Here is a 25,077-nt window from a genome sequence, read left to right on the forward strand (position 1 = left end):
CTACTGACATCTCCGATGGCCTTCTGCCAGACGCACTGACACCCCTGGTGCCGTACTGACATCGGCAAGGCCGTCAGACATGCATCTCACCCACTGTGAAGTGGCTCTTGACGAATCAAATGAACAGTCGTTTAATTTGATCATGGGGCGCATCGCGGGCGTCACCGCCGCCGAGACGCGTGAACGGTTGCTGCGAGCGGCCGCCGAGGTGTTCGCCGAGCGCGGGTACGAAGGTACGCGCGTGGCGGACATCGCCACGGCCGCCGGGGTGAGCAATGGCGCGTTGTACGCGCACTTCGGGTCGAAGGCCGAGCTGCTCGTGGCCGCGCTGCGCGCGCACGGGCCGCGGTTGCTGGCCGATCTTCTGGCCGCCGATCCGGACCGGTCGATCGCGGAGCTGCTCGTCGTGGTCGGTCGGCGGCTGCCGCGCCAGCGGGATGCCGGCGGATATCTCATTGTCGAGGCCCTGGTCGCGGCCCGTCGTGATGAGGAGGTCGCGCAGCCGATGCGCGACTACGTCGGCGAACGCGCTGACTGGCTGGCCGGGCTCGCCGGCGTCGCCGAGAGTGCTGGCGAGCTCGACCCCGCGCTGTCGGCGAACGCGCTCGCCCACTTCTGCCTCGCGCTCGCGATGGGCAGCGCGCTCATCACCCCGGATCTGCACGCGGTGGACGACGAGGAGTGGACGGTGTTGCTCACCCGCGTCGTCGCCGCCCTGGCCCCCGCCGACACCACCGCGCAAGCCGTCGACACCACGGCACAAGCCATCGACACCACGGCACAAACCATCGACAACGCGGCACAAGGCGTCGGCAGCATGGCAAAGACCATCGAGACCACGGCTCAGAGGGGAGCACCACAGTGAAAGTGCGGATCGACTCCGAGCGCTGTCAGGGGCATGGTCGCTGCTACGACCTCGCCCCCGACCTGTTCGGCGAGGACGACGAGGGCTACGGGCAGGTGATCGGCGAGGGGGTCGTGCCGCCGGACCACGAGCGCGCGGCGCGCCTGGCGGTGTCCAACTGTCCCGAACGAGCGATCGAGATCCTCTAGGAGCATGGACATGACCGTGGACGACCGCTTCAACCAGGATTACCAGGGGACGCTGGAAGAGCCGCCCCTGGGTGCCCGTAGCGAGGTCATCACCGGCCCCGTCTCGGACTGGGCGACCGACTTCTCCCATGCCGAGCCGGAGTGGGCAGCCGACCCGTACCCCATCCAGGACGAGCTGCGGCAGCGCTGCCCGATCGCGCACACCGAGCGGTTCGGCGGCGGGTGGCTGCCGACCCGCTACGAGGACGTCGCGGCCATCGCCTACGACACCGAGCACTTCTCGTCCCGGGCGATCATCATGAGCAACTTCCGGCCGCCCGTCGAGCTTGCCCCCGTGGGCACCGCGCCACCGATCTCCTCCGACCCGCCCTTCCACCACCACGCGCGCAAGCTGCTGCTGCCGGCGTTCACCAAGTCCGCGGTGGCCAAGCGGGAGGCGGGGACCAGAGCGTACTGCCACGCGCTCATCGACGCGATGGAGGGGCAGGATGTCGTCGACGCCGCCACCGACTACGCCCAGCACATTCCGATTCGGGTCATCGCCGAGATGCTCGGTTTTCCGCCCGAGGACGGGCCGCAGTTCCGGGTGTTCGTCGAGAACGCGCTCGAAGGCATCAACCTGCCGCCCGAGGAACGCTTCGCCCGTTCGCAGCAGCTGTTCGACTACCTGCTCGTGCAGATCCGCGAGCACGTCGAGCACCCGCGCGACGACCTCACCAGTTACCTGATCGACGCCGAGCTCGACGGCCACAAGCTCGACCCGTCCCACGTGGCGGGCACGATGGCGCTGCTGCTCATCGCCGGCATCGACACGACCTGGAGCGCGATCGGCGCGTCGCTGTGGCACCTGGCGAAGACCTCCGCCGACCGCGAGCGCCTGGTCGCCGAGCCGGCGCTGCTGCCGACCGCGATGGAGGAGTTCCTGCGGGCGTACGCGCCGGTCACCATGGCCCGGCTGGTCAAGCAGGACATGCACTGGCGCGGCGGCGACATGAAGGCCGACGACTGGATCCTGCTGTCGTTCCCGGCGGCCAACCGCGATCCGGCCCAGTTCGACCGGGCGGGCGAGGTGGTCATCGATCGTGAGGTCAATCGGCATGTCGCGTTCGGCCTGGGTATTCACCGCTGTGTGGGCTCGCACCTGGCGCGCATGGAGCTGCGGGTCGCGCTCGAGGTGTGGCTGGAGCGGTTCCCGGACTTCAGCCTTGCCGATCCGGCCGCGGTGACCTGGGCCGCGGGCCAGGTCCGCGGGCCGCGGACCCTCCCGATCCGCATCAGCTGACCGGTCAGCTGATGCGGACCGATCCGCATCAGCTGACCCGGACCCGGCCGTCGGGGGCGGTGTGCCTGCCCGCCGGGTCCGATTCGGCGAGGGTGACGGTCGCGCCGGGCAGCGTCATGGCGGTCAGGCTCTCGCACGTGCCGCCCTCAGCCGCCACAGCGGCTGCGGATGGCTGCGCGTTCAGGGGGATCGCCATCGACAGTACGGTGGCGATCGCGGCCAAGAGCCTCCCAGGGCGGATCATTGGACGTCCTTCCCCGTGAGCGTGCCGAGGCGGATTTCGGTGCCGCCGGATCCCACGCGCAGGTGGACCCGGCCCGCCGGGGCGTCGGAGTCGATCTCGGGATGGTCGTCGCTGGACACGGTCACGCGGAGGCTGTGGCCGGCGCTCAGCCGGTAGTGGGTCGGCCAGGTGCGGATCTCCAGGTCATAGGTCTTGCCCGGCCGGACGGGGACGGCGCGTTCGTGGCCGAACCGGTGGCTCGCCTTCAGCCAGCCCTGGGTGATGCGGCCGGCCGTACCGTCGGGGGCGACGTCCTCGACCACGACCGCGATGTTGCCGTCGGTGGCGCTGAAGGCGGCGCGCACTTTCGCGTTGACATCGCCGGCCAGGACGGTGTCCTGCTGGTAGGGCCGCGTCTGGAAGGTGAGCCGCTCGTCCGGGGTCGCGGGGGTCGTCTCGGTGTTGACGGTGAAGGCGAGGGTGGTCGGCTTGCTCCATCCGGTCGTCAGCGTGCCGTCGGCGCTCAGGCCGAGCCGGGTCTGCCGGGTGCCGGGAGGCGGCCAGGTGGCGAGCTGCTGCCAGCCGGTGCCCGGAACCTGATAGGAGGTCACCTTGGCGGCGGGCAGCGGGGCGTCGGTGCGGCCGGCGAGCCAGTGGTCCCACCAGGCGAGGTAGGCGCCGTTGCCGATGTCGGCGGGTTGGCCCGACGGCCAGCCGTGCTGCCAGGGGCCGGCGACCAGCCAGACGTTCTTCGGGCGGGCCTGGAAGTTCGCCACCATGGCGGCCCGGTATCTGTCGTACCATCCGGCGATCTCCAGGACCGGGACGTCCAGGTTCTTCCAGCGGGCCTGGACGCTGCGCTCTCGCCAGTAGTCGTCGTAGAGAGGGTGCTCGGCGTAGGTCACCAGGGTGTCGGGCGCGACGGCGCGCTGCCAGTCCCGGATCCTGGCCGAGTAGATGCCGCCTCGGTAGATGGTGTTCTCGTACCAGTCGCTGATTCCGTCGACGGGGATGATCGCGGCCAGGTGGGGCGGCTTGTTCACCGCGACCAGGAGGGACGTGTGGCCGCCGTAGCTGACGCCGGTCTGCCCGATCTTGCCGGTGGACCAGGGCTGGGCCGCCAGCCACTCGATGAGGTCGTAGTTGTCGTGTTGTTCCTGCGCGCTGAACGGGTCGAGACGCCCGGGTGAGGCGCCCGTGCCGCGGGCGTTGCACACGGCGGCGGCGTAGCCGCGGGTGACGAAGAAGGCCGCCGCCTGGCCCTGGGCCTGCAGCTGGTCGTAGGCGTTGTAGTCGTGGACGATGCCGGGGAAGCGGCCGTCGGCGGGCCTGCCGTCGGGGCCCGCGGGCCGGTGCAGGTCGCAGGCCAGATGGCTGCCGTCGCGCAGGGGCACCGAGACGCGCTCGGTGGCCACGCCGTACGCGGCGGCCCGGTCGTAGGAGAAGAAGCGGTCGGTGGGCACGTCGTTGGAGACGGAGCGGTCCATGGGAACGTCGTTGGAGAGGGCGGAGTTCGTGGGCGGAAGGCTGTCAGCGTGCGCGGGGGCGGGCACGGCCAAGAGGGCGGACAGGGTGGACAGGGCGGCGGCGATTCTGCCGTACTTCATGAGGGGGGTGCTCCTCGCGCGGTCAGAGGGAGATGGCGCCGGTCAGGAGCGCGGCCACGGTCATGACCAGGGTGGTGGCGAACGCCCAGCCGAAGATGAAGCGCTGGTGCTGGCCGAGTTGTACGCCGCTCATGCCGACGAGGATGAACGTCGCGGCGGTGAGCGGGCTGAGCGGGAAGCCGGTGGTCATCTGGCCGAGGATGGCGGCCCTGGCGATCTCGGCGGACTCGATGCCGAAGCCGCCGGCGGTCTGGGCGAGCACGGGCAGTACGCCGAAGTAGTAGGCGTCCGGGGTGAAGACCAGGCTGAGCGGCATGCCCGTGATCGCGACCAGCACCGGCAGGTGGCCGCCGAAGGAGTCGGGGATGATGTTGACGAACGCGGTGGCCATCTCGTTGATCATCTTGGTCCCGGTGAGGATTCCGGTGAAGACCCCCGCGGCGAAGATCATCGTGGTGACCAGGACGACGCTCTTGGCGTGCCTGTCGAGCAGCGCCTGCTGCTTCTCCCAGGAGGGGTGGTTGACCAGCGCGGCGATCGCGAACCCGACCACGAACAGCACCGGAAGCGGCATGACCTGCAGGATGAGCCCGACGAGCAGCGCGACGGTCAGCGCCAGGTTGAACGCGGTCAGGGCCGGGTGCCGGCGCGGCGGGGCGAGAGGCGTCCCCGGCCCGTCTCCGGCGACGAACTCGGCCGCGCGCTCCGACGAGGGCTCCGGCGTGGGCTCCGGCGTGGGCTCCAGCGAGGGCGAGGGCGAGGGCGAGGGCGAGGGCAGGGACACCGTTCCGAGGCGACGGCGTTCACGCAGGCCGATCAGGTACGACGCGACCAGCACCCAGACGATGCCGATGACCATCGCGGGCAGGACCGGGGTGAACACCTGCGAGCTGTCCAGCTTCAGCACCGCCATCGCCCGCGCGGTGGGGCCGCCCCAGGGGATCATGTTCATCACGCCGGCGCCCAGGCAGACGACACCGGTGAGCACCAGCGGGCTCATCCGCAGCCGTTTGTAGACGGGCAGCAGGGCGGAGACGGTGATGAGGAAGGTCGAGGCGCCGTCGCCGTCCAGGGCCACGCACATCGTGATGACGGCCGTGCCGACGGCGATCCGCAGCGGGTCGTCCTTGGCCAGGCGCAGGATGCCGCGGATCAGCGGGTCGAACAGCCCCGTGTCGATCATCAGGCTGAAGTACAGGACCGCGAAAGCGATCATGATGCCGGTGGGCGCCACCTTGCCCAGACCGGCGAGGATCATCGGGCCCATCTCGGCGCCGAAACCGCCGGCCAGCGCTGTCAACACCGGGACCAGCACCAACGCGGTGAGGACCGAGACGCGCCTGGTCATGGTGAGCACCAGGAACAGGCCGATGGTGAGAAAGCCGAGGAGCGCGATCATCGAGGTCCTTTCGGAGGGTTACGGAGAAGTTTCCGAGCGCTGACCTTTCACGTCCACCATCAAAAGTGGATTTATCCATGCGGTATGTGCATAGGTTGGCCTCATGGACGCTACTCTCCGGCAACTCGCCGCCTATGTCGCCGTGGCCAGAGCGGCGAGCTTCACCGCCGCGGCGGCGCACCTGCACGTCTCGCAGTCGACGTTGAGCCGCGCGGTCGCCGACCTGGAGCGGGTGCTCGACGCCCGCCTGCTGGAGCGCGACACCCGCAACGTCCAGCTCACCGCGGCGGGCGTGGAGACCCTGCGGGTGGCCGAGCAGATCGTCGGCGCCCACGAGTCGGGGATGAAGGAACTGCGGCGCTACCTGCTGGGCGAGTCGGGCGTGGTGGCCGTGGCCACGCTGCCCTCGGTCGCGGCGGTGCTGCTGCCGCGCATGATCTCCGCCTTCCGGCGGCAGCGGCCGCAGGTGGCGGTGCGCATCATGGACGGGCTCGAACGGGCCGTGCTCGGCAGGGTGCTGTCGGGTGACGCCGACTTCGCGATCACCACGGTGGGCGCGTCGCCGGATCGGCTCGAGCATCGTCCGCTGATCCGCGACCAGTTCCACGCCGTACTGCCCGAGGGGCACCCGCTCGCCGAGCGTGACGAGGTCACCTGGGAGAACCTGGCCGCCGAGCCGTTCCTGGCCGTCGGACCGCAGTCCAGTGTCCGCAGGCTCACCGACGCGGCGTTCGCCCAGGCGGGCGCCGCGGTGACGCCCGCGGCGGAGGCGAGCAACGTGGCGACGGTGGGCGGTCTGGTCGCCGCCGGTCTCGGGGTGTCGGCGATGCCCGCTCTAGTGCTGCCCCTCCTGGGGCCGGGGCGCGTCGTGCACCGCCGGTTGACCGGGCCCGTGGTGGAGCGGCGCCTGGACGTCGTGGTCCGGGCCCGGCGAACCTTGCCGCTCGCGGCGGCCGCGTTCCTGGACGTGCTCGAAGAGTTCCGTACGGAGCTGCCGCCGGGCGTCTCCTGGATGGGTTAATGCATAAATAGCATGAATTTATCGACTTCTTGTGCTGGACCCGCATTTCTCGCCTTGGGCAGGATGACAGCACCGGACAGTGCGAAGGAGCTCATGCGTGGCGACCGAAGAGGCGACCGAACAGGCGAGCGAACAGGCGAGCGAACAGCAGCACGGCCAGGGGCAGTTGCGTGGTCTGAAAGTGGTGGAGTTCGCCCATGTGGTCGCCGGGCCGCTGGCCGGGTCCATGCTTGCCGACCAGGGCGCCGACGTGATCCACGTCGAGCCCCCCGGCGTCGGTGACGCGGCCCGCGCCATGGGCCCCACGCGTGACGGCGTACCGCTGTGGTTCAAGGTCGCGGGCCGGAACAAGCGCTCCGTCACCCTGGACCTGCACGACCCCGACGGCCGGCAGGTGGCCCACCGGCTCGTGGCCTGGGCCGACGTCGTGATCGTCACGCTGCGCCCCGGCCGGCTGCGGGCCTGGGAGCTGGACTGGGAGGCCGTGCACCGGATCAACCCCAAGGCCGTCCTGCTGCAGATCTCCGGATTCGGCGCGACGTCCTCACGAGCCGACGCGCCCGGCTTCGGCAAGGTCGGCGAGGCCAGGAGCGGCGTGGTGCACCTGACCGGCTTCCCCGATGGGCCGCCCGTGCACACCGGGTTCTCCCACGGTGACGCCGTGACCGGGTTGATGGGCGCCTACGCCGTGCTCGCCGCCCTGCACCGGCGGGCCCACGACCCCGCCTTCGACGGCGAGTGGATCGACCTGGCTCTGTTCGAGCCGCTGTTCCGGCTGGTCGAATGGCAGGTCATCACGCATGACCAGCTCGGCGTCGTACCCGGCAGATCCGGCAACCAGCTGGCCGTCGCACCGGCCGCGGTCATCAACACCTACCTGTCCGGCGACGGCGACTGGATCACCGTGACCTCCGCGACCCTCCGCTCGGTCCTGAACGTCGTCCGTCTCCTGGGCCTGCCCGAGGAGGATTACGCCACGACACAGCGGCAACTCGCCGGCCGGGAACGGCTGGACCAGGGACTGCGCGCATGGGTGGCCGCGCGCGGGACTGCCGAGTGCCTGGAGGCGTTCGCGGACGCCGAGGTGGTCGCCTCCCGCGTCTTCACCGCCGAGGACATCGCCGGCGATCCCGTGTACGCCGAACGCGGCGACATCATCACCGTCGACGATCCCGACCTCGGGCCGGTCCGCATGCAGGCCGCCCTCCCGCACTTCCACCAGAAACCCGGACACGTCTGGCGAACCGGACCCGCGCTCGGGCAGGACAACGCCCTCGTCTACCGGCAGTGGCTCGGGCTCGGCGCCGACCAGCTCGCGGATCTGGAGAAGCGCGGTGTCATCTGACCGGCCGCCGCTGCGCTGCCTGCTCTTCGTCCCCGGCACCCGTACCGAATGGCTGGCCAAGGCGGCGGCCGCGGGAGCCGACGCGGCCATCCTCGACCTGGAGGACGCCGTCCCGCAGGCCGGCAAGGCCACCGCCCGCGCGCGCGTGGCCGAGGCCGTCGCCGGTGCGACGGGCGACATGGCGCTCTTCGTCCGGATCAACCCTCTCGACGGCTGGGCGGCCGCCGAGGACCTGCGCGCCATCACGCACGCCCGCCTGGCCGGGGTGGTCCTGCCCAAGGTCGCGGACGAAGGGGACGTACGCCTGGCCGACCGGCTGCTGAGCTGGTGCGAGCGCGAACACGGCCTGCCCGAGGGCCATATCGCCCTCGTGCCGCTGCTGGAGAGCGCCGCCGCGCTGCGTGCGGCCTACGACATCGGCCGGGCCGCGCCCCGCGTCGCCTACCTGGGCGCGGTCACCGGCAAGGGGGGCGACGTCGAGCGGGCGGTCGGCTACCGCTGGAGCCCTGAGGGCACCGAGACCCTGGCGCTGCGGTCGCGTGTCCTGCTGGATGTACGGGCGGCGGGCGTGCCCTGCCCGATCGCGGGCCTCTGGACGACCATCGCCGACCTCGAAGGGCTGCGGGCCTTCGCCGAGCAGAACCGCTCCCTGGGTTACGAGGGGATGATGGCGATCCACCCCTCCCACGTCCCCGTGATCAACGAGGTCTTCTCACCCACTCCGGAGGAGCTCGCCCGCTACGCGCGGATGATCGCCGCGTTGGCGCAGGCGCAGCGACACGGCGCCGGGGCGATCACCTTCGAGGGGGAGATGGTGGACGAGGCCATGGCCGCCAGGGCGCGAGCGCTCCTCGATACATACGGAAAGAATCCAGAAACTTTCGGAACTTCTCAGCGACCGTAAGGGGCGGTACTCCCTCGCACCACGAGTTCGGTGGCCAGCTCGATACGGTTCTGCGGCACCGGCTCGCCGTGCGTGAGCGCCACCAGCATCCTGGTGGCGGCGGCGGCCATCTCGGTGAGCGGCTGGCGGATCGTGGTCAGCGGCGGGATGGCCCACCGCATCGGCGGGAGGTCGTCGAAGCCGATCACGCTCAGGTCGTCGGGGATGCGCAGGCCCCGCTCGTAGGCCGCCCCGTAGACGCCCGTGGCCTGCCCGTCGTTGCAGGCGAAGATCGCGGTGGGCGGATCGGGCAGCCGCAGCAGCCGATGGGCCTGGGCCAGGCCGCCTTCGATCAGGAAATCGCCCGAGCAGATCAGGTCCGGGTCGATGGGCACGCCGGCCATGTCCAGCGCCGCGCGGTAGCCGTCGAGGCGGGCCCGGCTGGACAGCGCGTAGTCGGGGCCGGTGATGATGCCGATCCGCCGGTGGCCGAGCTGCAGCAGGTGGCGGGTCGCCGACAGGCCGCCGTTCCAGTTGCCGGCGCCCACCGAGGGCACCTGGTGGCCGGGCTCGCCGCTCGGGTCCAGCAGGACGAGCGGGATGTCGCGGCTGGCGAGCTGGTGGCACTGGGCGTCGGTCAGGCTGCTGAACACCGCGATGACACCGGTGGGCCGGCGTCTCATCACGCCCTCGATCCAGCTCCTGCCCGGAACATGGTGGTGCCGCAGCTGGGAGAGCACCAGCGCCAGCTCGTGCTCCTGCGCCACCCGCTCGACGCCCTTGATGATCTCTATCGGGTAGTCGCCCTCCAGTGCGTGGAAGACCAGCTCCACCAGGGCGGCGGGACTGTCGCGCCGCCTCTGCCGCCGGTAGCCGTGTTCGCGGATGAGCTCCTCGACCAGGGCCCGGGTCTCCGGCGCGACCTCGGAACGGCCGTTCACCACTTTGGAGACCGTGGCCGTGGACACTCCGGCCAGCTCGGCGAGCTGCGCGATGGTCAGCGGCTGGTTGGGCGTGGTGGCGGGTCCTGTGCCGGCTGCGGTACCGGGTCCTGTGCCGGCTGCGGTGCCGGGTGCGGGCGGCTCCTGGGTCGCGGTCATGGGCCGCAGTCTAGCGCCGTGCTTTCGGCTTGACGCCTGACTGTTTCGGCCATCTTACGACCAGATTGTTGACGGGTTTCGCGTGAAGTGCCTAAAGTCCCCGATTAACGATCGGCCCTAGTTACGAAATTTTAGGCGCTGCGACGAACTCCCACCTCCATGGGCGCGCCGCCGTCAGTCCGTACCAGCTCTTCAGCACCGACCCCCAGGGGAAGAGATCGCCGTGAAGCTCCGCAACGCAATCCCGGCCGCGCTCGCCGCGGCCCTCACTCTGACCACGGCCGCCTGCGGCGGCGGAACCTCCACTCAGGCGACCGAGAGCGGTGGCAAGTCGTTCGACTTCTGGTCGTTCAGCGGGATCAACCAGAAGGCCTCCGTCGAGGACTATCAGAAGAAGAACCCCGGCACGCAGGTGAAGCTGACCGAGGTCGGCAGCTCCGTGGAGACGGCGCAGGCGCTGACGACGGCGCTGGCCGGTGGCAAGGTGCCCGACCTCGTCCTCATCCAGGGCGACGACCTGCCCAAGTTCGTCCAGCAGCCGCAGAACTTCTATGACCTGCGCCAGCTCGGCGCCGACAAGATCAAGGGCGACTACCTCGACTGGGTGATGAGCCAGAGCACCGCCAAGGGCGGTGAGATCATCGGCGTCCCGACGGACGTGGGCGGCATGGCCGTCGCCTACCGGACGGACCTGTTCAAGAAGGCCGGGCTGCCGACCGACCGCGAGGAGGTGGGCAAGCTCTGGCCCACCTGGGACGCCTTCATCGAGACCGGCAAGAAGTACACCGCCAAGACCGGCAAGGCGTTCATGGACAACGCCGCCACCAGCGTGTTCTACCAGGCGGTCAACCAGGGGCCGCAGAAGTACTACGACCCATCGGGCAACGTCGTCTACAGCACCAGCCCGCAGGTCAAGACGGCCTTCGACCTGTCGATCAAGGCCGCGCAGGCCGGGATCACGGCCAAGCAGAGCTCGTTCACCGAGGGCTGGAGCGCCGGCATGGGCAATGGTCAGTTCGCGGTGATCTCCGCGCCTTCGTGGATGCTGGGCTCGATCCGGCGGAACGCTCCGGACACCAAGGGCAAGTGGGACGTCGCCGCTATCCCCGGCGGGGCGGGCAACTGGGGCGGCAGCTACCTGGCGATCCCCAAGGGCGCCAAGAACGTCAAGGCGGCCTGGGCGTACATCACGCAGACCCAGTCGCCGCAGGGCCAGCTGGGGCACTTCGTGGACGCCGGCTCGCTGCCCACCACTCCATCGGTCTACAAGGACCCCAAGCTCACCGGGCTGAAGGACGAGTTCTTCTCCGGCGCGCCGATCGGGACGATCTACACCGACTCGCTGCTCGGGCTCAAGCCGTTCTACATCGGCCCGGACAGCTCGGCCATCGGCCAGGAGCTGCAGAACGCGATCACGAACGTCGAGCAGGGCAAGGGCGACCCCGCCAAGGCGTGGGACACGGCCCTGGCCAACGTCAAGACGGCTATCGGCAAGTAGGACGAGCGTGACGACAAGCCTCAGCACGGCGCGGGCGGTCGAGACGCCGCCCGCGCCCACGACCCGGGTGCGGCAGAGCATCGGCGAGCGCATCGCCCCGTACGCCTACATCGCCCCGTTCTTCCTGATCTTCGCGATCTTCGGCCTAGTCCCACTGCTGTTCACGTTCTATGTGGCGCTGTTCGACTGGAACCCCATCGGCGAGCACGTCTTCATCGGCTTCGGCAACTTCAGCCGGCTGTTCGCCGACGCCCGGTTCTGGAACGCCGCCGAGAACACGATCAGCATCTGGCTGCTGTCCACCGTGCCGCAGCTGGTGCTGGCGCTGGGCCTGGCCCACCTGCTCAACCATGCCCGGCTCCGGCTGGCGGTGTTCTTCCGGATGTCGATGCTGGTGCCGTACATCACCTCGGTGGCGGCCACCACGATCGTCTTCGCCCAGATGTTCGACCGCGACTACGGCCTGCTGAACTGGCTGCTGGGGTTCGTCGGCGTCGAGCCGATCGACTTCAAGCAGTCGGTGTGGGGCAGCCACGTGCTGATCGCCGCCATGGTGGCCTGGCGCTGGTTCGGCTACACCACGCTGCTCTACTTGGCCTCCCTGCAGGCGATCCCGCGCGCGATCTACGAGGCGGCGGCCGTGGACGGCGCGGGCGGGTGGAAGCAGTTCCGCCACATCTCGATCCCGTCGCTGCGGCCGGTCATCGTGTTCACGATCGTGACCTCGACGATCGGGGGCCTGCAGATCTTCACCGAGCCGCTGCTCGTCTCCCGCAGCGTCACCTGCGGAGCGGTCCGGCAGTGCCAGACGCTGACGCTGTTCCTGTACGAGCAGGGCTTCGGCCAGTTCCAGTTCGGGTACGGCGCGGCGATCGGCGTGGCCCTGTTCGTGCTGGTGGTCGCGGCCGCGACGCTCAACTACGTCCTGTCCACCCGTATCCGGCCGGAGCGATGATGACCAAGACGATCCGGCGCTCGGGCGAGCGCGTCCGCTGGTGGGGCTACCTCCTGCTGGGACTGGCCGTGTTCGCCTGCCTGTTCCCGCTGTACTGGATGTTCGTGGTGGCCACGACCGACACGGCGACGGCCACGCAGCTGCCACCCGAGATCGCGCCCGGTGGCAACTTCTTCCACCTGGCCGGCCTGGTGTTCACGACGGTGCCCTTCGTCCAGTCGATCGTCAACAGCCTCATCGTGGCCGGGACGATCGGCGTCGGGCACGCCCTGCTCTGCTCGCTGGCCGGGTTCGCCTTCGCCAAGTTGCGCTTCCCTGGCCGCAACGTGCTGTTCCTGATCGTGGTGCTCACCATGACGGTGCCGACACAGCTCGCCGTCATCCCGCAGTACATGATCATCTCTACGCTGGGCTGGGTGGACACGCTCCAGGCGCTCATCGTGCCGGGCCTGGCCAGCGCGTTCGGGATCTTCTGGATGCGCCAGCACCTGTCCACCACGATCAGCGACGAGATCCTCCAGGCGGCCCGCATCGACGGCGCGACCAGCTGGCAGATCTTCTGGCGCATCGCGTTCCCGCTGGTGCGGCCGGCCGCGTTCGTGCTCGGGCTGCTCGGGTTCGTCACCGCCTGGAACGACTTCCTGTGGCCGTTCATCGTGTTGAAGTCGCCGGAGATGTACACCGCGCAGATCGCCATCAAGGCCCTGCAGAACAACCTCGACGTCGACCTCGGGCTCGCCATGTCGGGCTCGTTCCTGGCCACCCTCCCGCTGCTGGTGCTGTTCGTCTTCGTGGGCCGGCGCATGGTGGCCGGGATCATGGACGGCGCCTTCAAGGGCTGACCTTCTCACTGAAAGGAACCGCTCAACCTGAAAGGAACCGCTCAACGTGCTCCCGGAAAGGAACCGCTCAACGTGCGGATGTACGACAACCCGGTGATCGGCGGGTTCCACCCGGATCCCAGCGTGTGCCGGGTCGGCGAGGACTACTACCTCGTCTGCTCCAGCTTCGAGTACGTCCCCGGCGTCCCGATCTTCCACAGCCGCGACCTGGTGCACTGGCGGCAGGTGGGCAACGTGCTCGACCGGCCGTCACAGCTGGAGCTGCCCCCCGAGGTGCCCGCCTCGGGCGGCATCTACGCGCCGACGATCCGCCACCACGACGGCCGGTTCTACCTGATCACGACGAACGTGAGCGGCCGGGGAAACTTCATCGTCACCGCCGACCGCGCGGAAGGACCGTGGTCGGACCCCGTCTGGATCGACCTGCCGGGCATCGACCCCGACCTGGCCTGGGACGAGGACGGCTCCTGCTGGTGCGCCTTCTCCGGTACGCAGATCGCGCGCATCGACCCGGTGGCGGGCAAGATCCTTGAAGCTCCGTATCACGCCTGGTCAGGCGTCGGCATGAAATATCCGGAAGCCCCGCACCTCTACCGTGTGGGCGACTGGTGGTACCTGCTGATGTCCGAGGGCGGCACCGAGCGCGGCCACAGCGTCTCGATCGCCCGCGCCCGCTCGCCGCGCGGCCCGTTCGAGGCGGGCCCGGCCAACCCGATCCTGTCGCACCGCGGCACCGATCGGCCGATCCAGAGCACCGGCCACGCCGACCTGGTGGAGGCGGCCGACGGCACCTGGTGGATGATCCTGCTCGGCACCCGCCCGCGCGGCTACACGCCGGAGTTCCAGGTCCTCGGGCGGGAGACGTTCCTCACCCCGGTGGACTGGGTGGACGGCTGGCCCGTCGTCGGCCCGGTCCTCGAACGCCATCCGGCGCCCGCCGCCTGGCATCCCCTCCCGGAAACGCCGCCGCGCGACGATTTCGACGCCGACGCCCTGGCACCGTACTGGATCTCACCGCGCAGCCGCCCGGACGGCTCCTGGTCGCTGACCGAGCGCCCCGGCCGGCTCACCCTGCACGCCACCGGCGCCACGCTGGACCGCCCGGGATGCACCTTCGTCGGCCGCCGCCAGCAGCACCATGACTGCCGCGTCGCCGCCCGCCTGGAGCCGGGATCGGCCACGGCCGGGCTGTCCGTGCGCCTGGACGAGGCCCACCACTACGACCTGGAAGTACACGAGGGGCGGGCGCGCCTGATCGCGCGGATCGGCCCGCTACGCCAGTGCGTGGCGGACCAGGCCGTACCTCCGGGCCCGGTCACCCTCGCCATCTCCTTCCGTACGCGCGACCTCCTGCCGCCGTCCGTGACCGCGTCCGTGACCGCGTCCGTGACCGCGTCCGCGCCTGCGTCCGCTTCGGTGGACGCGTCCGCCGGCGAGCCGGTCGGCGTCGGCGCTCGTGGCCCGGACACCATCGCCTTCTCCGCCGGCGGAGTTCTCCTTGCCGAGCTGGACGGCCGCTACCTGTCCACGGAGGTGGCGACCGGCTTCACGGGGCGGGTCATCGGCATGTACGTCACCGACGGCAGCGCGAGCTTCGACTGGTTCGACTACCAGGCCGGCGAGCACGAGGGGTGGGTCAAGGCTTGAACAGCAGGCGGTTCGGCGTGTAGAGCGGGTTGCCATTGATCGCGAACTGGGTGGCCCACTTGATGATCAGGGCGTTGATGACGCTGGACGACATCTCGCCGTACCGGTCCTTGATGAGGGCGGCCACCCCGGCCACCGTGGGGGCCGCCATCGACGTGCCGCTCAGAACGCTCGGGTAGATCCCGGCCAGAGGGACGGACGGGATGCCCACCCCTGGTGCGTAGAGGTCCACGCAGGGTCCGAAGTTACTGAACCAGGCCTTGGCGTCGCTGATGTCCGAAGCGGCCACGGTCAGTGTGTTCGGGGCGCTCGCCGGTGATCTGGTGCACGCGTCGACGTTCTCGTTGCCGGCGGCGACCGAGACGAAGACGCCGGAGTCGGCGAGGGCCGTCACCGCGGTATTGAGCGCCATGGACTGGGGGCCGCCCAGCGACAGGTTGGCCACGGCCGGGTGGATGGCGTGGGCGGTCACCCAGTCGATGCCGGCGATGATCGCCGAGGTCGAGGTATCTCCACTGCACTGGGGGAACACCTTGACCCCGCGCAGTCGCACCAGCTTCGCCACCCCCCAGGAGTCGCTGCCCACCGTGCCGGACACGTGTGTGCCGTGGCCCTGGCAGTCGACCCCGTCGCCGCCGAACGCGTCGAACACGTTGATGGCGCGGTCGCCGAACTCGCTCTGGTCGGTCTGGATGCCGGTGTCGATCACATAGGCGCGAACCGACGCGCCGGTGTATTGGAATATGTACCGATTATTCAAGCCGAATCGCTGGTCGATCCGGTCGAGATTCCACGGCGGGCTGAACTGCTGGTACCAAGGAAGTTCGGCCTCGGTGCTCGGCGCGGGGTCCAGCTTGACGGGCTTGTCCGCCTCGATCGCTATGACGTCCGGGTTGGTGCGGAGCAGGGCGACCTCTTCCGGGGTCAACGTGGCGGAGAAGCCGTTGACGGCGTGGCGATAGACATGATTTGGCGAGATATATGCCGGTATTTCGGTGCCTTCTTTCAGCGTCACGATGTAGTTACCGGACGACGGCTGAGTGGCTCCGATGGCTTCGCCATCGGTGGCCTGCGCCGGATGAAAGGCGACCGCCGGTGCGAGGGCCAGCAGCATGCCTGATATGCCCGAAGCTAGATATTTTCTCACCAAGGTGCCCTTTCGAGTGCATGGGCCATGATCTCCTTAGTGCCATTTCTCCAGTCGCGCATATAGCGATTCGCTCGCTTGAGTACGCGGAGCGAAAAGTGGTTTATCGGTGGGGTGTTTTTGCGGGGGATTGGGGTGCGGCTGGCCGGTGCTGAGCGCGGTCTCCCGTCTCGGCGGGGGACCGCGCTCAGGGTTCGGGTGTCAGGTACGTTGCGGTGTGCCCATACGCTCTTCCTTCGCCTACCGGTAGGTGATGTCCGAGCTGGAGTAGACACAGTTGACGCCGTCGGCGCCGCTGCCGATCTTGGTGGGTTCGCCGCTGGTCACGCCCTTGTACTTCTCGCAGACCACGATCTTCTTGCTGGAGTCGCCGACGATCGTGATGCCGGAGAACTTGGCGGTGTCGCCGTAGTTGGTGTTGATGCCGGCGAGCGTCTTGCCCGGGTACGTGGCGGTGACGTTGGAGATGACGACGTGGCGCGCGTACTGCTTGGAGCAGTTTCCGCAGGAGCGGTAGAGCTTGCCGAAGTTCGTCACCTGGAAGTTCCTGATGTACATGGTGCCGGGGCCGTTGTGCTGGAAGACCTTGTCGCTGGCCGATTTGGCGCCGCCGCCGTCGATCGTCATCGTCTGGGACGACGAGGTTCCCTTGAAGGTGGCGGCATCCTCGCCGACGTCCTCCCACCAGACGTTCTGGAGGGTGCAGGTGCCCGTGCAGTGAATGCCGTCGGCCGCGGGGGCGCCGAGGATGACGTTCTTCAGCACCGCGCCGTTGGCGAGCTGGAAGATCGGGCTCTGGCCCTCGTCCTGTCCGCCGCTGCCCAGGTCCCCGGTGCCGTAGTAGCGGATCATCTTGCCGTCGACCGTGCCGGATACGTTGATCGTCGCACCGACGGCCTGCTGGCCGCTCGGCGTCGGCCAGGCCGCGCCGGATGCCGACGGCCCGCTGGCGATGCCGCCGGCCAAGGCCAGCGCGGCGGCCACTATCGCCGCTATCCGAGCCGGGATCGTCTTTCTCACGATTGCCTCCCTGCGGATGCCTTCACCTGCCGTCCACGTATGTGAACGAAAGACAGGTGAGTGAATGACCGTCAATGTAGGAAAGCGCTTTCCGTTCGTCAACGCGGACGTGGTCCCCGGCGCCAGGGGAAAAGGAGTCGTGGCTGGCCAGGGCATGACAAAGCCATTTGCTGGGTGTGAAACTTTCAGTTCTGCGGGAGCTCCGACCGCTGCGGTTCCAATAGATCCGCCATCGAGGTGCTCATCGCCGCGACCAGGTCGCGGTGCGGGTTGATGAGCCACTGGAGTTGAAGTCCGTCCCACAGGGCCACCAGGGACTCGGCGATGCCCTCGGGGGCCCTGCTGTTCGAGACGCGGCCCATGTCCTGGTCGCGGCGGATGGCGATCGCCAGTGTCTCGATCAATCTGTCGTACCTGTCACGAAACCACTCATGCGCCGGATGGTCCGAAGCCGACGACTCCGCGGCCATGAGGGCGAGCAGCCTCAGCATCTCGGGGCGTTCGAGGTTTCGCAGGACGTACTGCAGCACGGCGTACGCCACCCCCTGCTCCCGGCAGTCCGCGGTGAAGGAGTCGGCGTGCGCGGAGTCGGCGTTCTCGAGTACGGCCACGAGAAGCGCGCTCTTGCTGGGGAAGTGATGGACGACGCTGGTCAGACTGAGGTCCAGCTGCTTCGCGATCTCCCGCAGCGACCCGCCTCGGTAGCCGCGGGCCGAGAAGACGGACGTCGCGGAAGCGACGATCTCGGCTTGGCGGCGCGCGCTCTTCGCGTAGGGGCCCCGCCGCGTGCCGGGTCGGTTCGCCGTCTCTTCGGTCATGGGATCAACCCTATGGGCCCTGTGCTCGATGCGGGGGAATCCGCCCAACGAAATTATGGCAACTGTTCGGTTTTTGGGATAGCGTCTCGCTCACCCACACCACGACTTGCGGAGGAAGCGGTGGAGCTTCCCTCGGGTGGAGAGGACCGGGACCAGAATGTTCAGCTCAACCTTTGCGAAGCCATTGGTCGGCGGCCTGGCCGTCGCACTGCTCCTGACCGGCTGTGGCCGGTCCGGCGCCCGCCCGGCGCAGTCCGCGGCGGGCGCCCCGATTGACGCCCAACCTGCCGGCGGCGCCATCACCGTATGGGCCATGGGAACCGAGGGCGAACTCTTGCCCAAGCTCGCCGCCGAGTTCAGCAAGGCTAACCCCGGCGCGAAAGTACAGGTGACAGCGGTTCCCTGGCAGGACTACGCCAAGAAGGTGCAGACCGCCATCGCCTCGGGAGACACTCCCGACGCCACCATGGTGGGGGCCGTGGACCTCGCGGCGTTCGCGTCCACGGGCGGGCTGGAAAAGGTCCCGTCCAAGCTCGTTGACTACGGCTCCTTCTACCGCGGCGCCGTCCAGAGCACCCTCTTCGAGGGAGCCGAGTACGGAGTCCCCTGGTACGTGGAAACGCGCTCCCTGTTCTACCGCAAGGACATGGCGAAGGCCGCCGGGGTCTCCGCACCCAAGACCTGGGAGGAGTACGGCCCCTTCCTCCAGGCCCTTCAGAAGCAAGGCGCCAAGTGGGGGCTGTCCCTGCCCACCGGTGCCACGGCGACCTGGCAGAGCGTCGTGCCGTTCATGTGGCAGGCCGGAGCCCAGATCATGAACGAGGACGGCACCAAATTCTCCTTCGACACGCCAGAGGCGCTCAAGGGGCTCGAGTTCTACCGGTCGTTCATCACCTCGAAGATCGCCAGCCCGAACGGCCCGGTGAGCCTGGGAGAGATCGAACCGCAGTTCGTCGCCGGGTCCACTGCCGCGCTCATCGCCGGCCCCTGGGAAGAGAACCTGCTGAAATCCGCCGGAGGCACGTCCTTCGTCGACGACAAGGTCGGTATCGCACCGCTGCCCTCCGGGGCGAAGTCCAACGCCAGCTACATCGGCGGCGGACACTGGGCGGTGTTCAAGGACGCCAAGAACCGGGAGGGTGCCTGGAAGTTCATCCGGTGGATGGGCGCTCCTGACGCCCAGAAGACCTGGTACGACCTGTCCGGAGACCTGCCCGCCGTCGAGTCGGCCTGGAACGAGGGCAAGCTCGCGACCGATGCGAGGTTGGCCGTGTTCCGCACCCAGCTGAAGACGGCACAGCCCGGACCGAACACCACGACCTGGCGACAGGTCACCGCGGTACTGGACGCCGAGTTCGAAAAGGTGGCCAAGGGCGTCTCCTCGCCGGAGGCGGCCTTGCGGGAGATCCAGAAAAAGACGTCGGCGATCGGAACCGGGGCGTAGAGATGGCATCGCTTGCCACCGTGCGGACTGCCGGCCCACGGCGGACCAGGCCACCGCACGCCATGTCAGGACATTCCCGGCGCACGCTGGTCGCGTGGGCCTTCTGCGCGCCCTTCATCGCACTCTTCGCCACCTTCGGCGTATGGCCGGTGCTCTCCTCGTTGGCGATGAGCGTCACGGACATCACGAACCGGGACGTACGGGCACCCTTCAGCGTCAACTTCGTTGGCCTTGACAACTTCACCACCCTGCTCAGGGATCCGACCTTTCTCCGGGCGGCCCTCAACACGCTCTACTTCGTCGTTGCGGGAATCCCCCTGACGATGATCCTTGCCTTGGTTCTCGCCGTCGCACTCAATTCCGGGATTCAGCGGGCGAAGGGACTCTTCAGGGTCGCGTACTTCGCGCCCGTCGTGACCAGCATCGTGGCGATAGCGGTGGTGTGGCGGTATCTCTACGAGGAGGACGGGATGATCAACTCCGCCCTCGCCGTCGTGGGAATCCACGGCCCGGACTGGTTGAACGACCCGAACTGGTCCATGCCCGCGCTCATCCTCATGGCGGTCTGGCGCCACTTCGGCATCCCCATGGTGATCTTCCTGGCCGGACTGCAGTCCATTCCCGAAGAACTGCGGGAGGCGGCCCGCATTGACGGCGCCACCCAATGGCGCACTTTCCGCAGTGTCACTCTGCCGCTGCTCCGACCGGTCACGCTGGTGGTCGCCGTGCTGCTGAGCATCGGTTATCTGCAGTTCTTCGAGGAGCCGTTCGTGATGACGGGTGGTGGGCCGCTGGACAGCACCACCTCGATCAGCTACTACGCCTACGAGCAATTCGGCTTCGGCGACTACGGCACGGCCTCCGCCGCCTCGTACGTGCTGGTGGCCGCGATCGCGCTGCTCAGCGTCCTGCAGTTCCGTATCTTCCGAGCGAAGGCGTGATATGACCACTGCGAGCGCGAGCATCGGTGCGGCCACGCCCGGTGTCGGCCTATTCCAACGCATCCGCCCTGCCCGCATCGTGCTCTACGGCGCCCTTGTCATCGGCCTGATCGCGACGCTGGCACCATTCGCGTGGATGTTCCTGGGATCGGTCAAGCCGACCGGGGAAATCGTCGCCTATCCGAGCTCCTGGCTGCCCCGTTCTCCGACGCTGGGCAACTTCGAACTGTTGTTGGCGAAGCAGAGTTTCGGCCTGTACTTCTTCAACAGCACCGTGGTCGCCGTGGCATGTGTCCTGGGCAATCTGCTCTTCTGCTCCATGGCGGGGTACGCCTTCGCGAAGATGGAGTTCGCCGGAAAGCGCCTGCTGTTCGGTCTCGTCCTCACGATGCTGATCATTCCTGGCACCACCACTTTCGTGCCGCTCTTCGTCCTCGTCAGCGGCATGGGACTGAGCAATTCCTATCTCGGGTTGATTCTGCCCTTCCTCGTGACACCGCTCGGCGTGTTTCTCATGCGCCAGTTCATCCACGACATTCCAGATTCTCTCGTCGAAGCGGCCCGCCTCGACGGTGCCGGGGAAACGCGCATCTTTCTCAGGGTGATCGTCCCGCTCTGTCGTCCCGCTCTGGCGACACTGGCGATCCTGACCTTCCTCGCCCAGTGGAACAACTTCCTGTGGCCCCTGGTGATCGCACAGACCGAAGATCATTACACGCTGCCGGTAGCGCTCGCCCTGTTCTCGGTGGGCGCCAATGGCACCAATTACGGTCTGCTGCTCGCCGGTGCGGTCACCGTCGTCACCCCGATCCTGCTGCTCTTTCTGTTCCTCCAAAGACAGTTCGTCCAGGGCATCGCCAACACCGGCATCAAATAGGCACCGGTCCCCTCGATCGACGCCATCTACGACTCGACCACCGCGTGTATCACCGCGCGGAGAAAAGGAGCACCGACCATGCTTCGCCCGCAGGACGGCCCCACCCGCGAACGCCGCTCCCTGGCCGGCTTGTGGAGGTTCCGGCTGGACGCAGAGGGAGCAGGCCGCGCCGAAGGCTGGTGGCGCTCGCCGCTCGCGGGAGCCGTGGACATCCCGGTACCGGCCAGCTACAACGACATCTATCCTGACGTAACAGTCCGGGACCATGTCGGCGACGCCTGGTACCAGACGAACGCGTGGGTACCGGCCCAGTGGACGGGACATCGCATAGTCCTGCGGTTCGACGCCGCGACCCACCGCGCGATCGCCTGGGTCAATGACATCGAGGTCGTCACCCACGAAGGCGGCTACACCCCGTTCGAAGCGGACGTGACCGCGCACGTGCGACCGGGAGCCGACAACCGCATCACCGTCGTGATCAACAACGAACTGAGCTGGGCGACGATCCCGCCGGGCATCATCGAGGAACGTCCCGACGGTCATCGGGTGCAGCGATACTTCCATGACTTCTTCAATTACGCGGGCCTGCACCGGCCGGTCTGGCTCTACACCACACCCCTGGAGCACATCAGCGACATCACCGTCACCACGGCCTTCGACGACACCACCGGCGTCATCGGCTACCGGGCCGACAGTACCGGCGAGACGGAGTCGATCCGCGTGTCGCTGCGCGATGCCTCGGGTGCCGAGGTGGCCGCCACCACAGGTGCCGTCGGCACCCTGCGGGTGCCCGACGTACATCCCTGGGCGCCCGGCGACGGCTATCTCTACGAACTCGAGGCCACGCTGCTCAGCGCATCGGGGGAGGTCGCCGACAGCTACCGCCAACCGATAGGCGTGCGCACGGTGGAGGTACGCGGGAAGCAGTTCCTGATCAACGGAACCCCCTTCTACTTCAAGGGGTTCGGCAAGCACGAGGACGCGGCGGTGCGTGGCAAGGGCCACGACGACGTGCTGATGGTGCATGACTTCGCCCTCATGGACTGGATCGGCGCGAACTCCTTCCGTACCTCGCACTACCCCTACGCGGAGGAGGTTCTCGACTACGCCGACCGGCACGGCGTCGTCGTCATCAGCGAGACGGCGGCCGTCGGGCTCAACCGCAACATCGGCGGAGGTGTCTTCAGCTCCGGCGAACGGGTGCTCACCTTCTCCCCGGACGCGGTCAGCGATGAAACCCAGAGCGTTCACCTGCGGGCGCTCCAGGAGTTGGTGGCGCGCGACAAGAACCGTCCCAGCGTTGTGTTGTGGTCCGTGGCCAACGAACCCGACCACGTCCAACCCGAAGCGCGCGACTACTTCGCCCCCCTGGCCGCGGCAACCCGTCGCCTCGACCCGACCCGGCCCGTGGCCTACGTCAACGCGCTGCTCGCGCCGCCGGACCAGTGCGTGGTCACGGACCTGTTCGACGTCGTCCTGCTCAACCGTTACTACGGCTGGTACTTCGGTCCCGGCGATCTGGAAGCGGCCGAGACCGCGCTGGAGGCAGAACTGCGGCAGTGGGCAGCGCTGCATGACAAGCCCATCGTCATCACCGAGTACGGCGCTGACACCTACCCCGGCCTGCGCAGCATCGTGCCCAACCCGTGGACGGAGGAGTATCAGGCGCAGCTGCTCGAGGTGTATCACCGTGTCTTCGACCGGGTCGAGGCGGTGGTGGGCGAACAGGTGTGGAACTTCGCCGACTTCGCCACCACACCGGGGGTCTTTCGCGTCGACGGCAACAAGAAGGGTGTTTTCACGCGCGACCGCCGCCCCAAGACGGCCGCCTTCCACCTGCGCGCCCGCTGGCGCAAAGACGAGTGAGTCCGGCCGGCCTGCGGCCGGTCGACTTCGTCATAGCGCACGTCTATGCCGTGTTGTTTCATCACCGAGACGAGTTCTTCGGTCGGTCAGGGTGGCCGCGGGTGTCCCAGGCGTTGGCCACGGGCGGCGGCCAGGCCCTCGGCGTGGGGCTTCACCGAGCGGAGTGGATGGCCGTGAGAAGGTCGTCCGTCGTCACGATGGCGTGGGCGTAGGTGGGCCCGTTCAGCTCGTGAGCCGCGTGCAGCATCTCCGCTGAGAAGGCCGCGGTCGCGTCCCGGACCAAGGTCACGTGGTATCCGAGCTCCATGGCGTACCTGCCGGTCGATTCGAGGCAGGTGTTGGCGATCAGGCCGACGAGGATGACGTGGGTGATGCCGTGCTGGCGGAGCAGCAGGTTGAGGTCGGTGTTGGCGAAGCCGCTCTGCGCCCAGTGCTCTTTGACGACGATGTCGTTGTCCCGCGGGACGAAACCGGGGTGGAACTCGCCGCCCCAGGTGTCCTTCGCGAATGTATGGCGTTCCTGGATTCCGCGCTGGGTGTGGTTCGGGTGCTCCCAGTCGTCGTAGTCGCCGGGCTCCCATCGCCTATGCGGGACGATGAACACCCGGATCCCCGCGTTCCGGGCCGCCGTGACCACCGCGCGGAGATGGTCGAGGAGCCCCACGCTCTCGGCGACCTCCTTCAGCCGGGGCCAGGTCTTGCCGCCCTCGGACAAGAAGTCGTTGTAGGGATCTATCAGGAGGACACCAGTGCGGCTGATCTCATAGGTCGTGCCAGTCATCATTACGCGGACCCCCTGTCGTGCTGCTCACGCCCGTTGGTCGTACCCAGGTCACGGCCTGAGCTGGGCAGCGCGGTCAAAGCCTTGGCAAGGTCTTCTCCTTGGAGGCTGTCGCGTTCTTCACCGACCTCGGCATGGAGTCGGAAGGCAAGGGCAGGTCCTCTGCCGCGTCGGCGCCCACCGCCTGGCCCCCGCCGACTCGACGCTGAAGGCGACGGAGTCCAACGACCGCCACACGGCCGACGCCTGGGAAGGCACGGTGGACGGATCAGCCGAACGTGGCCGACAGTTCGTCGGCGAGTCGTTCGATCGTCTCCCGGCCCTCCAGCGGTCGTGACCACGCGGTCGGGAACGCGGCGGTGCCGTGTACGGCGCCCAGGAGGTTGCCGCAGACCGAGCCCGTGGAGTCGCTGTCTCCCGAGTGGTTGACCGACAGCAGCATCGCCCGCTCCACCGACGGCTCCACCAGCGCGCAGTAGACCCCGATGGCCAGCGCCTCCTCGGCCACCCACGCCCCGCCGAGCGACTCGACGGCCTCCGGCGTGTGCTCGCCGCCGCGGGCCAGTGTGACCGCGGCGCGGAGCGCGCCGGTCGTCTCCTCGTGCCGCGGGTAAGCGGACGTCAGATCTAGGCCATCCTGTACGGCCTGCGCCAGCGGCCGCCCCGCCGCCAGGAGCGCGACGATCGCCGCGAACGCCCCAGCGGCCAGGTAGCCGGTCGGATGCCCGTGGGTGATCTGCGCGCAGGCGGCGGACAGTTCGAAGGCGCCCCGAGGGTCTTTGACGGCCAGGCCGAACGGGGCCGAGCGCATGACCGTTCCGCACCCCTTGGAATCGGGGTTCACCGGGCCTTGCTCGCCGAGCGGCGCCGGGCCGGGGAAGTGCCGGTGCAGGCCCGACAGGCAGGCGTTGCCGGGTGCCCGCCGCGAGTACAGCCAGCCCTCCTCGCGCAATCGGCCCGTACGATGCGGACCGTCCGGCGGCGGAGGCGCGGGATGGTCCTGGGTGTCCAGCCAGCGTTGGTACGCCTGGCGTACCGACTCCACGGCGTCGCCCGGGGCCGCGGCGCGGGTGAGGCCCTCCACCGTGAAGAGCGTCATCTGCGTGTCATCGGTGATCAGTCCACTTTTGCCACGCCAATCGGTGACATATGCGGAAATACCGTCTTTGCCGTGAAGCTTGCGGATCTCCCTGAGCGACTGGAACTCGATCGGCGCCCCCAGCGCGTCACCGATCGCCCCACCGAGCAGGCAGCCTCGAACTCGATCCCGGAAGTCCATGGGGAGATCCTGCCACTTCCTCCCAGACGACCAGCAGTCCGGCGAGTTC

Annotated in this window: 23 protein-coding genes; 14 read left to right on the plus strand and 9 right to left on the minus strand. The window is 68.4% G+C overall.

Annotation, left to right across the window (positions count from 1 at the left end):
• The first annotated feature begins 79 nt into the window (after nucleotides 1-79).
• Genes AB0H88_RS29580 through AB0H88_RS29590 form a run of 3 tightly spaced genes read left to right on the plus strand, consistent with a single transcriptional unit; the run spans nucleotide 80 to nucleotide 2,335 of the window.
• Nucleotides 80-865, plus strand: coding sequence for a helix-turn-helix domain-containing protein (locus tag AB0H88_RS29580; RefSeq protein ID WP_357650060.1), 786 nt, complete (start codon nucleotides 80-82; stop codon nucleotides 863-865).
• Complete coding sequence (locus AB0H88_RS29585; protein ID WP_357650062.1) at nucleotides 862-1,053, plus strand: ferredoxin; 192 nt, start codon at nucleotides 862-864, stop codon at nucleotides 1,051-1,053. Before AB0H88_RS29580 ends, AB0H88_RS29585 begins: the two co-directional genes overlap by 4 nt.
• A 10-nt stretch (nucleotides 1,054-1,063) precedes the next feature.
• A complete protein-coding gene (locus tag AB0H88_RS29590) occupies nucleotides 1,064-2,335 on the plus strand; it encodes a cytochrome P450 (protein ID WP_357650064.1) in 1,272 nt (423 codons plus the stop codon).
• Between the two features lie 28 nt (nucleotides 2,336-2,363).
• On the opposite strand, the gene AB0H88_RS29595 is transcribed toward AB0H88_RS29590, so the two are convergent.
• Genes AB0H88_RS29595 through AB0H88_RS29605 form a run of 3 tightly spaced genes read right to left on the minus strand, consistent with a single transcriptional unit; the run spans nucleotide 2,364 to nucleotide 5,564 of the window.
• On the minus strand, nucleotides 2,364-2,579 hold the full coding sequence (locus AB0H88_RS29595; RefSeq protein WP_357650066.1) for a hypothetical protein: 216 nt from the start codon (nucleotides 2,577-2,579) through the stop codon (nucleotides 2,364-2,366).
• On the minus strand, nucleotides 2,576-4,165 hold the full coding sequence (locus AB0H88_RS29600) for a CocE/NonD family hydrolase (RefSeq protein WP_357650068.1): 1,590 nt from the start codon (nucleotides 4,163-4,165) through the stop codon (nucleotides 2,576-2,578). The genes AB0H88_RS29595 and AB0H88_RS29600 overlap by 4 nt, the downstream gene beginning before the upstream one ends.
• Before the next feature lie 22 nt (nucleotides 4,166-4,187).
• Nucleotides 4,188-5,564 carry a citrate:proton symporter gene (locus tag AB0H88_RS29605; RefSeq protein WP_357650070.1) on the minus strand — a complete coding sequence of 459 codons (1,377 nt, stop codon included), beginning with the start codon at nucleotides 5,562-5,564 and terminating at the stop codon, nucleotides 4,188-4,190.
• A 103-nt stretch (nucleotides 5,565-5,667) separates the two neighbouring features.
• Between AB0H88_RS29605 and AB0H88_RS29610 the strand changes: the two genes are divergently transcribed.
• From AB0H88_RS29610 to AB0H88_RS29620, 3 genes are all read left to right on the plus strand, one after another.
• Nucleotides 5,668-6,585 carry a LysR substrate-binding domain-containing protein gene (locus tag AB0H88_RS29610; RefSeq protein WP_357650071.1) on the plus strand — a complete coding sequence of 306 codons (918 nt, stop codon included), beginning with the start codon at nucleotides 5,668-5,670 and terminating at the stop codon, nucleotides 6,583-6,585.
• Between the two features lie 97 nt (nucleotides 6,586-6,682).
• On the plus strand, nucleotides 6,683-7,930 hold the full coding sequence (locus AB0H88_RS29615) for a CoA transferase (RefSeq protein WP_357650074.1): 1,248 nt from the start codon (nucleotides 6,683-6,685) through the stop codon (nucleotides 7,928-7,930).
• Complete coding sequence (locus AB0H88_RS29620) at nucleotides 7,920-8,834, plus strand: CoA ester lyase (RefSeq protein WP_357650076.1); 915 nt, start codon at nucleotides 7,920-7,922, stop codon at nucleotides 8,832-8,834. Before AB0H88_RS29615 ends, AB0H88_RS29620 begins: the two co-directional genes overlap by 11 nt.
• On the opposite strand, the gene AB0H88_RS29625 is transcribed toward AB0H88_RS29620, so the two are convergent.
• The gene (locus tag AB0H88_RS29625; protein WP_357650078.1) at nucleotides 8,822-9,913 is read right to left on the minus strand and encodes a LacI family DNA-binding transcriptional regulator; all 1,092 of its coding nucleotides are present in this window, start codon (nucleotides 9,911-9,913) and stop codon (nucleotides 8,822-8,824) included. The genes AB0H88_RS29620 and AB0H88_RS29625 overlap by 13 nt on opposite strands.
• Before the next feature lie 223 nt (nucleotides 9,914-10,136).
• Between AB0H88_RS29625 and AB0H88_RS29630 the strand changes: the two genes are divergently transcribed.
• The 4 genes from AB0H88_RS29630 (at nucleotide 10,137) to AB0H88_RS29645 (ending at nucleotide 14,855) form a co-directional block, all read left to right on the plus strand.
• Nucleotides 10,137-11,411 (plus strand): extracellular solute-binding protein, encoded by a 1,275-nt coding sequence (locus AB0H88_RS29630; protein ID WP_357650080.1) that lies wholly within the window; start codon nucleotides 10,137-10,139, stop codon nucleotides 11,409-11,411.
• A 7-nt stretch (nucleotides 11,412-11,418) separates the two neighbouring features.
• On the plus strand, nucleotides 11,419-12,366 hold the full coding sequence (locus tag AB0H88_RS29635) for a sugar ABC transporter permease (RefSeq protein ID WP_357650082.1): 948 nt from the start codon (nucleotides 11,419-11,421) through the stop codon (nucleotides 12,364-12,366).
• Nucleotides 12,363-13,208: a carbohydrate ABC transporter permease gene (locus tag AB0H88_RS29640; protein ID WP_357650085.1), complete on the plus strand. Its 846-nt coding sequence runs from the start codon at nucleotides 12,363-12,365 to the stop codon at nucleotides 13,206-13,208. The genes AB0H88_RS29635 and AB0H88_RS29640 overlap by 4 nt, the downstream gene beginning before the upstream one ends.
• Nucleotides 13,209-13,286: 78 nt before the next feature.
• Nucleotides 13,287-14,855 carry a glycoside hydrolase family 43 protein gene (locus AB0H88_RS29645; RefSeq protein WP_357650620.1) on the plus strand — a complete coding sequence of 523 codons (1,569 nt, stop codon included), beginning with the start codon at nucleotides 13,287-13,289 and terminating at the stop codon, nucleotides 14,853-14,855.
• On the opposite strand, the gene AB0H88_RS29650 is transcribed toward AB0H88_RS29645, so the two are convergent.
• The 3 genes from AB0H88_RS29650 to AB0H88_RS29660 all read right to left on the minus strand — a co-directional run bounded on the left by AB0H88_RS29650 (nucleotide 14,845) and on the right by AB0H88_RS29660 (nucleotide 17,840).
• Nucleotides 14,845-15,969, minus strand: a complete 1,125-nt coding sequence (locus AB0H88_RS29650) for a S8 family peptidase (protein WP_357650089.1) — start codon at nucleotides 15,967-15,969, stop codon at nucleotides 14,845-14,847. The two genes, AB0H88_RS29645 and AB0H88_RS29650, sit on opposite strands and share 11 nt — an antisense overlap.
• 273 nt (nucleotides 15,970-16,242) lie before the next feature.
• Nucleotides 16,243-17,022: a pectate lyase gene (locus tag AB0H88_RS29655; protein ID WP_357650092.1), complete on the minus strand. Its 780-nt coding sequence runs from the start codon at nucleotides 17,020-17,022 to the stop codon at nucleotides 16,243-16,245.
• Between the two features lie 185 nt (nucleotides 17,023-17,207).
• Nucleotides 17,208-17,840, minus strand: a complete 633-nt coding sequence (locus AB0H88_RS29660; protein WP_357650094.1) for a TetR/AcrR family transcriptional regulator — start codon at nucleotides 17,838-17,840, stop codon at nucleotides 17,208-17,210.
• 313 nt (nucleotides 17,841-18,153) lie between these two features.
• Between AB0H88_RS29660 and AB0H88_RS29665 the strand changes: the two genes are divergently transcribed.
• The 4 genes from AB0H88_RS29665 to uidA all read left to right on the plus strand — a co-directional run bounded on the left by AB0H88_RS29665 (nucleotide 18,154) and on the right by uidA (nucleotide 22,968).
• Nucleotides 18,154-19,284 carry a sugar ABC transporter substrate-binding protein gene (locus tag AB0H88_RS29665; RefSeq protein ID WP_357650096.1) on the plus strand — a complete coding sequence of 377 codons (1,131 nt, stop codon included), beginning with the start codon at nucleotides 18,154-18,156 and terminating at the stop codon, nucleotides 19,282-19,284.
• 62 nt (nucleotides 19,285-19,346) lie between these two features.
• The gene (locus tag AB0H88_RS29670) at nucleotides 19,347-20,225 is read left to right on the plus strand and encodes a sugar ABC transporter permease (protein WP_357650097.1); all 879 of its coding nucleotides are present in this window, start codon (nucleotides 19,347-19,349) and stop codon (nucleotides 20,223-20,225) included.
• Between the two features lies 1 nt (nucleotide 20,226).
• Nucleotides 20,227-21,102: a carbohydrate ABC transporter permease gene (locus AB0H88_RS29675; protein WP_357650099.1), complete on the plus strand. Its 876-nt coding sequence runs from the start codon at nucleotides 20,227-20,229 to the stop codon at nucleotides 21,100-21,102.
• A 78-nt stretch (nucleotides 21,103-21,180) separates the two neighbouring features.
• Entirely contained in the window at nucleotides 21,181-22,968 is a 1,788-nt protein-coding gene (gene uidA / locus AB0H88_RS29680; protein ID WP_357650101.1) for a beta-glucuronidase, read from the plus strand.
• Nucleotides 22,969-23,119: 151 nt separating this feature from the next.
• Here the strand turns inward: uidA and AB0H88_RS29685 are convergent, their stop codons facing one another.
• Both AB0H88_RS29685 and AB0H88_RS29690 read right to left on the minus strand, forming a co-directional pair.
• Nucleotides 23,120-23,752: an isochorismatase family cysteine hydrolase gene (locus tag AB0H88_RS29685; RefSeq protein ID WP_357650103.1), complete on the minus strand. Its 633-nt coding sequence runs from the start codon at nucleotides 23,750-23,752 to the stop codon at nucleotides 23,120-23,122.
• Between the two features lie 265 nt (nucleotides 23,753-24,017).
• Nucleotides 24,018-25,028 carry an ADP-ribosylglycohydrolase family protein gene (locus AB0H88_RS29690; protein WP_357650105.1) on the minus strand — a complete coding sequence of 337 codons (1,011 nt, stop codon included), beginning with the start codon at nucleotides 25,026-25,028 and terminating at the stop codon, nucleotides 24,018-24,020.
• Nucleotides 25,029-25,077 lie beyond the last annotated feature (49 nt).

The sequence above is a fragment of the Nonomuraea sp. NPDC050680 genome, assembly GCF_040654555.1.
In the GTDB taxonomy this organism is placed as follows: domain Bacteria; phylum Actinomycetota; class Actinomycetes; order Streptosporangiales; family Streptosporangiaceae; genus Nonomuraea.

Bases quoted from the DNA above. Each gene is read 5' to 3' on its own strand.
- AB0H88_RS29580 (WP_357650060.1), top strand. From the start codon at position 80: ATGCATCTCACCCACTGTGAAGTGGCTCTTGACGAATCAAATGAACAG.
- AB0H88_RS29590 (WP_357650064.1), top strand. From the start codon at position 1,064: ATGACCGTGGACGACCGCTTCAACCAGGATTACCAGGGGACGCTGGAA.
- AB0H88_RS29595 (WP_357650066.1), bottom strand. From the start codon at position 2,579: ATGATCCGCCCTGGGAGGCTCTTGGCCGCGATCGCCACCGTACTGTCG.
- AB0H88_RS29600 (WP_357650068.1), bottom strand. From the start codon at position 4,165: ATGAAGTACGGCAGAATCGCCGCCGCCCTGTCCACCCTGTCCGCCCTC.
- AB0H88_RS29605 (WP_357650070.1), bottom strand. From the start codon at position 5,564: ATGATCGCGCTCCTCGGCTTTCTCACCATCGGCCTGTTCCTGGTGCTC.
- AB0H88_RS29610 (WP_357650071.1), top strand. From the start codon at position 5,668: ATGGACGCTACTCTCCGGCAACTCGCCGCCTATGTCGCCGTGGCCAGA.
- AB0H88_RS29625 (WP_357650078.1), bottom strand. From the start codon at position 9,913: ATGACCGCGACCCAGGAGCCGCCCGCACCCGGCACCGCAGCCGGCACA.
- AB0H88_RS29640 (WP_357650085.1), top strand. From the start codon at position 12,363: ATGATGACCAAGACGATCCGGCGCTCGGGCGAGCGCGTCCGCTGGTGG.
- AB0H88_RS29645 (WP_357650620.1), top strand. From the start codon at position 13,287: ATGTACGACAACCCGGTGATCGGCGGGTTCCACCCGGATCCCAGCGTG.
- AB0H88_RS29650 (WP_357650089.1), bottom strand. From the start codon at position 15,969: ATGCTGCTGGCCCTCGCACCGGCGGTCGCCTTTCATCCGGCGCAGGCC.
- AB0H88_RS29660 (WP_357650094.1), bottom strand. From the start codon at position 17,840: ATGACCGAAGAGACGGCGAACCGACCCGGCACGCGGCGGGGCCCCTAC.
- AB0H88_RS29665 (WP_357650096.1), top strand. From the start codon at position 18,154: ATGGGAACCGAGGGCGAACTCTTGCCCAAGCTCGCCGCCGAGTTCAGC.
- AB0H88_RS29670 (WP_357650097.1), top strand. From the start codon at position 19,347: ATGTCAGGACATTCCCGGCGCACGCTGGTCGCGTGGGCCTTCTGCGCG.
- AB0H88_RS29675 (WP_357650099.1), top strand. From the start codon at position 20,227: ATGACCACTGCGAGCGCGAGCATCGGTGCGGCCACGCCCGGTGTCGGC.
- uidA (WP_357650101.1), top strand. From the start codon at position 21,181: ATGCTTCGCCCGCAGGACGGCCCCACCCGCGAACGCCGCTCCCTGGCC.
- AB0H88_RS29685 (WP_357650103.1), bottom strand. From the start codon at position 23,752: ATGATGACTGGCACGACCTATGAGATCAGCCGCACTGGTGTCCTCCTG.
- AB0H88_RS29690 (WP_357650105.1), bottom strand. From the start codon at position 25,028: ATGGACTTCCGGGATCGAGTTCGAGGCTGCCTGCTCGGTGGGGCGATC.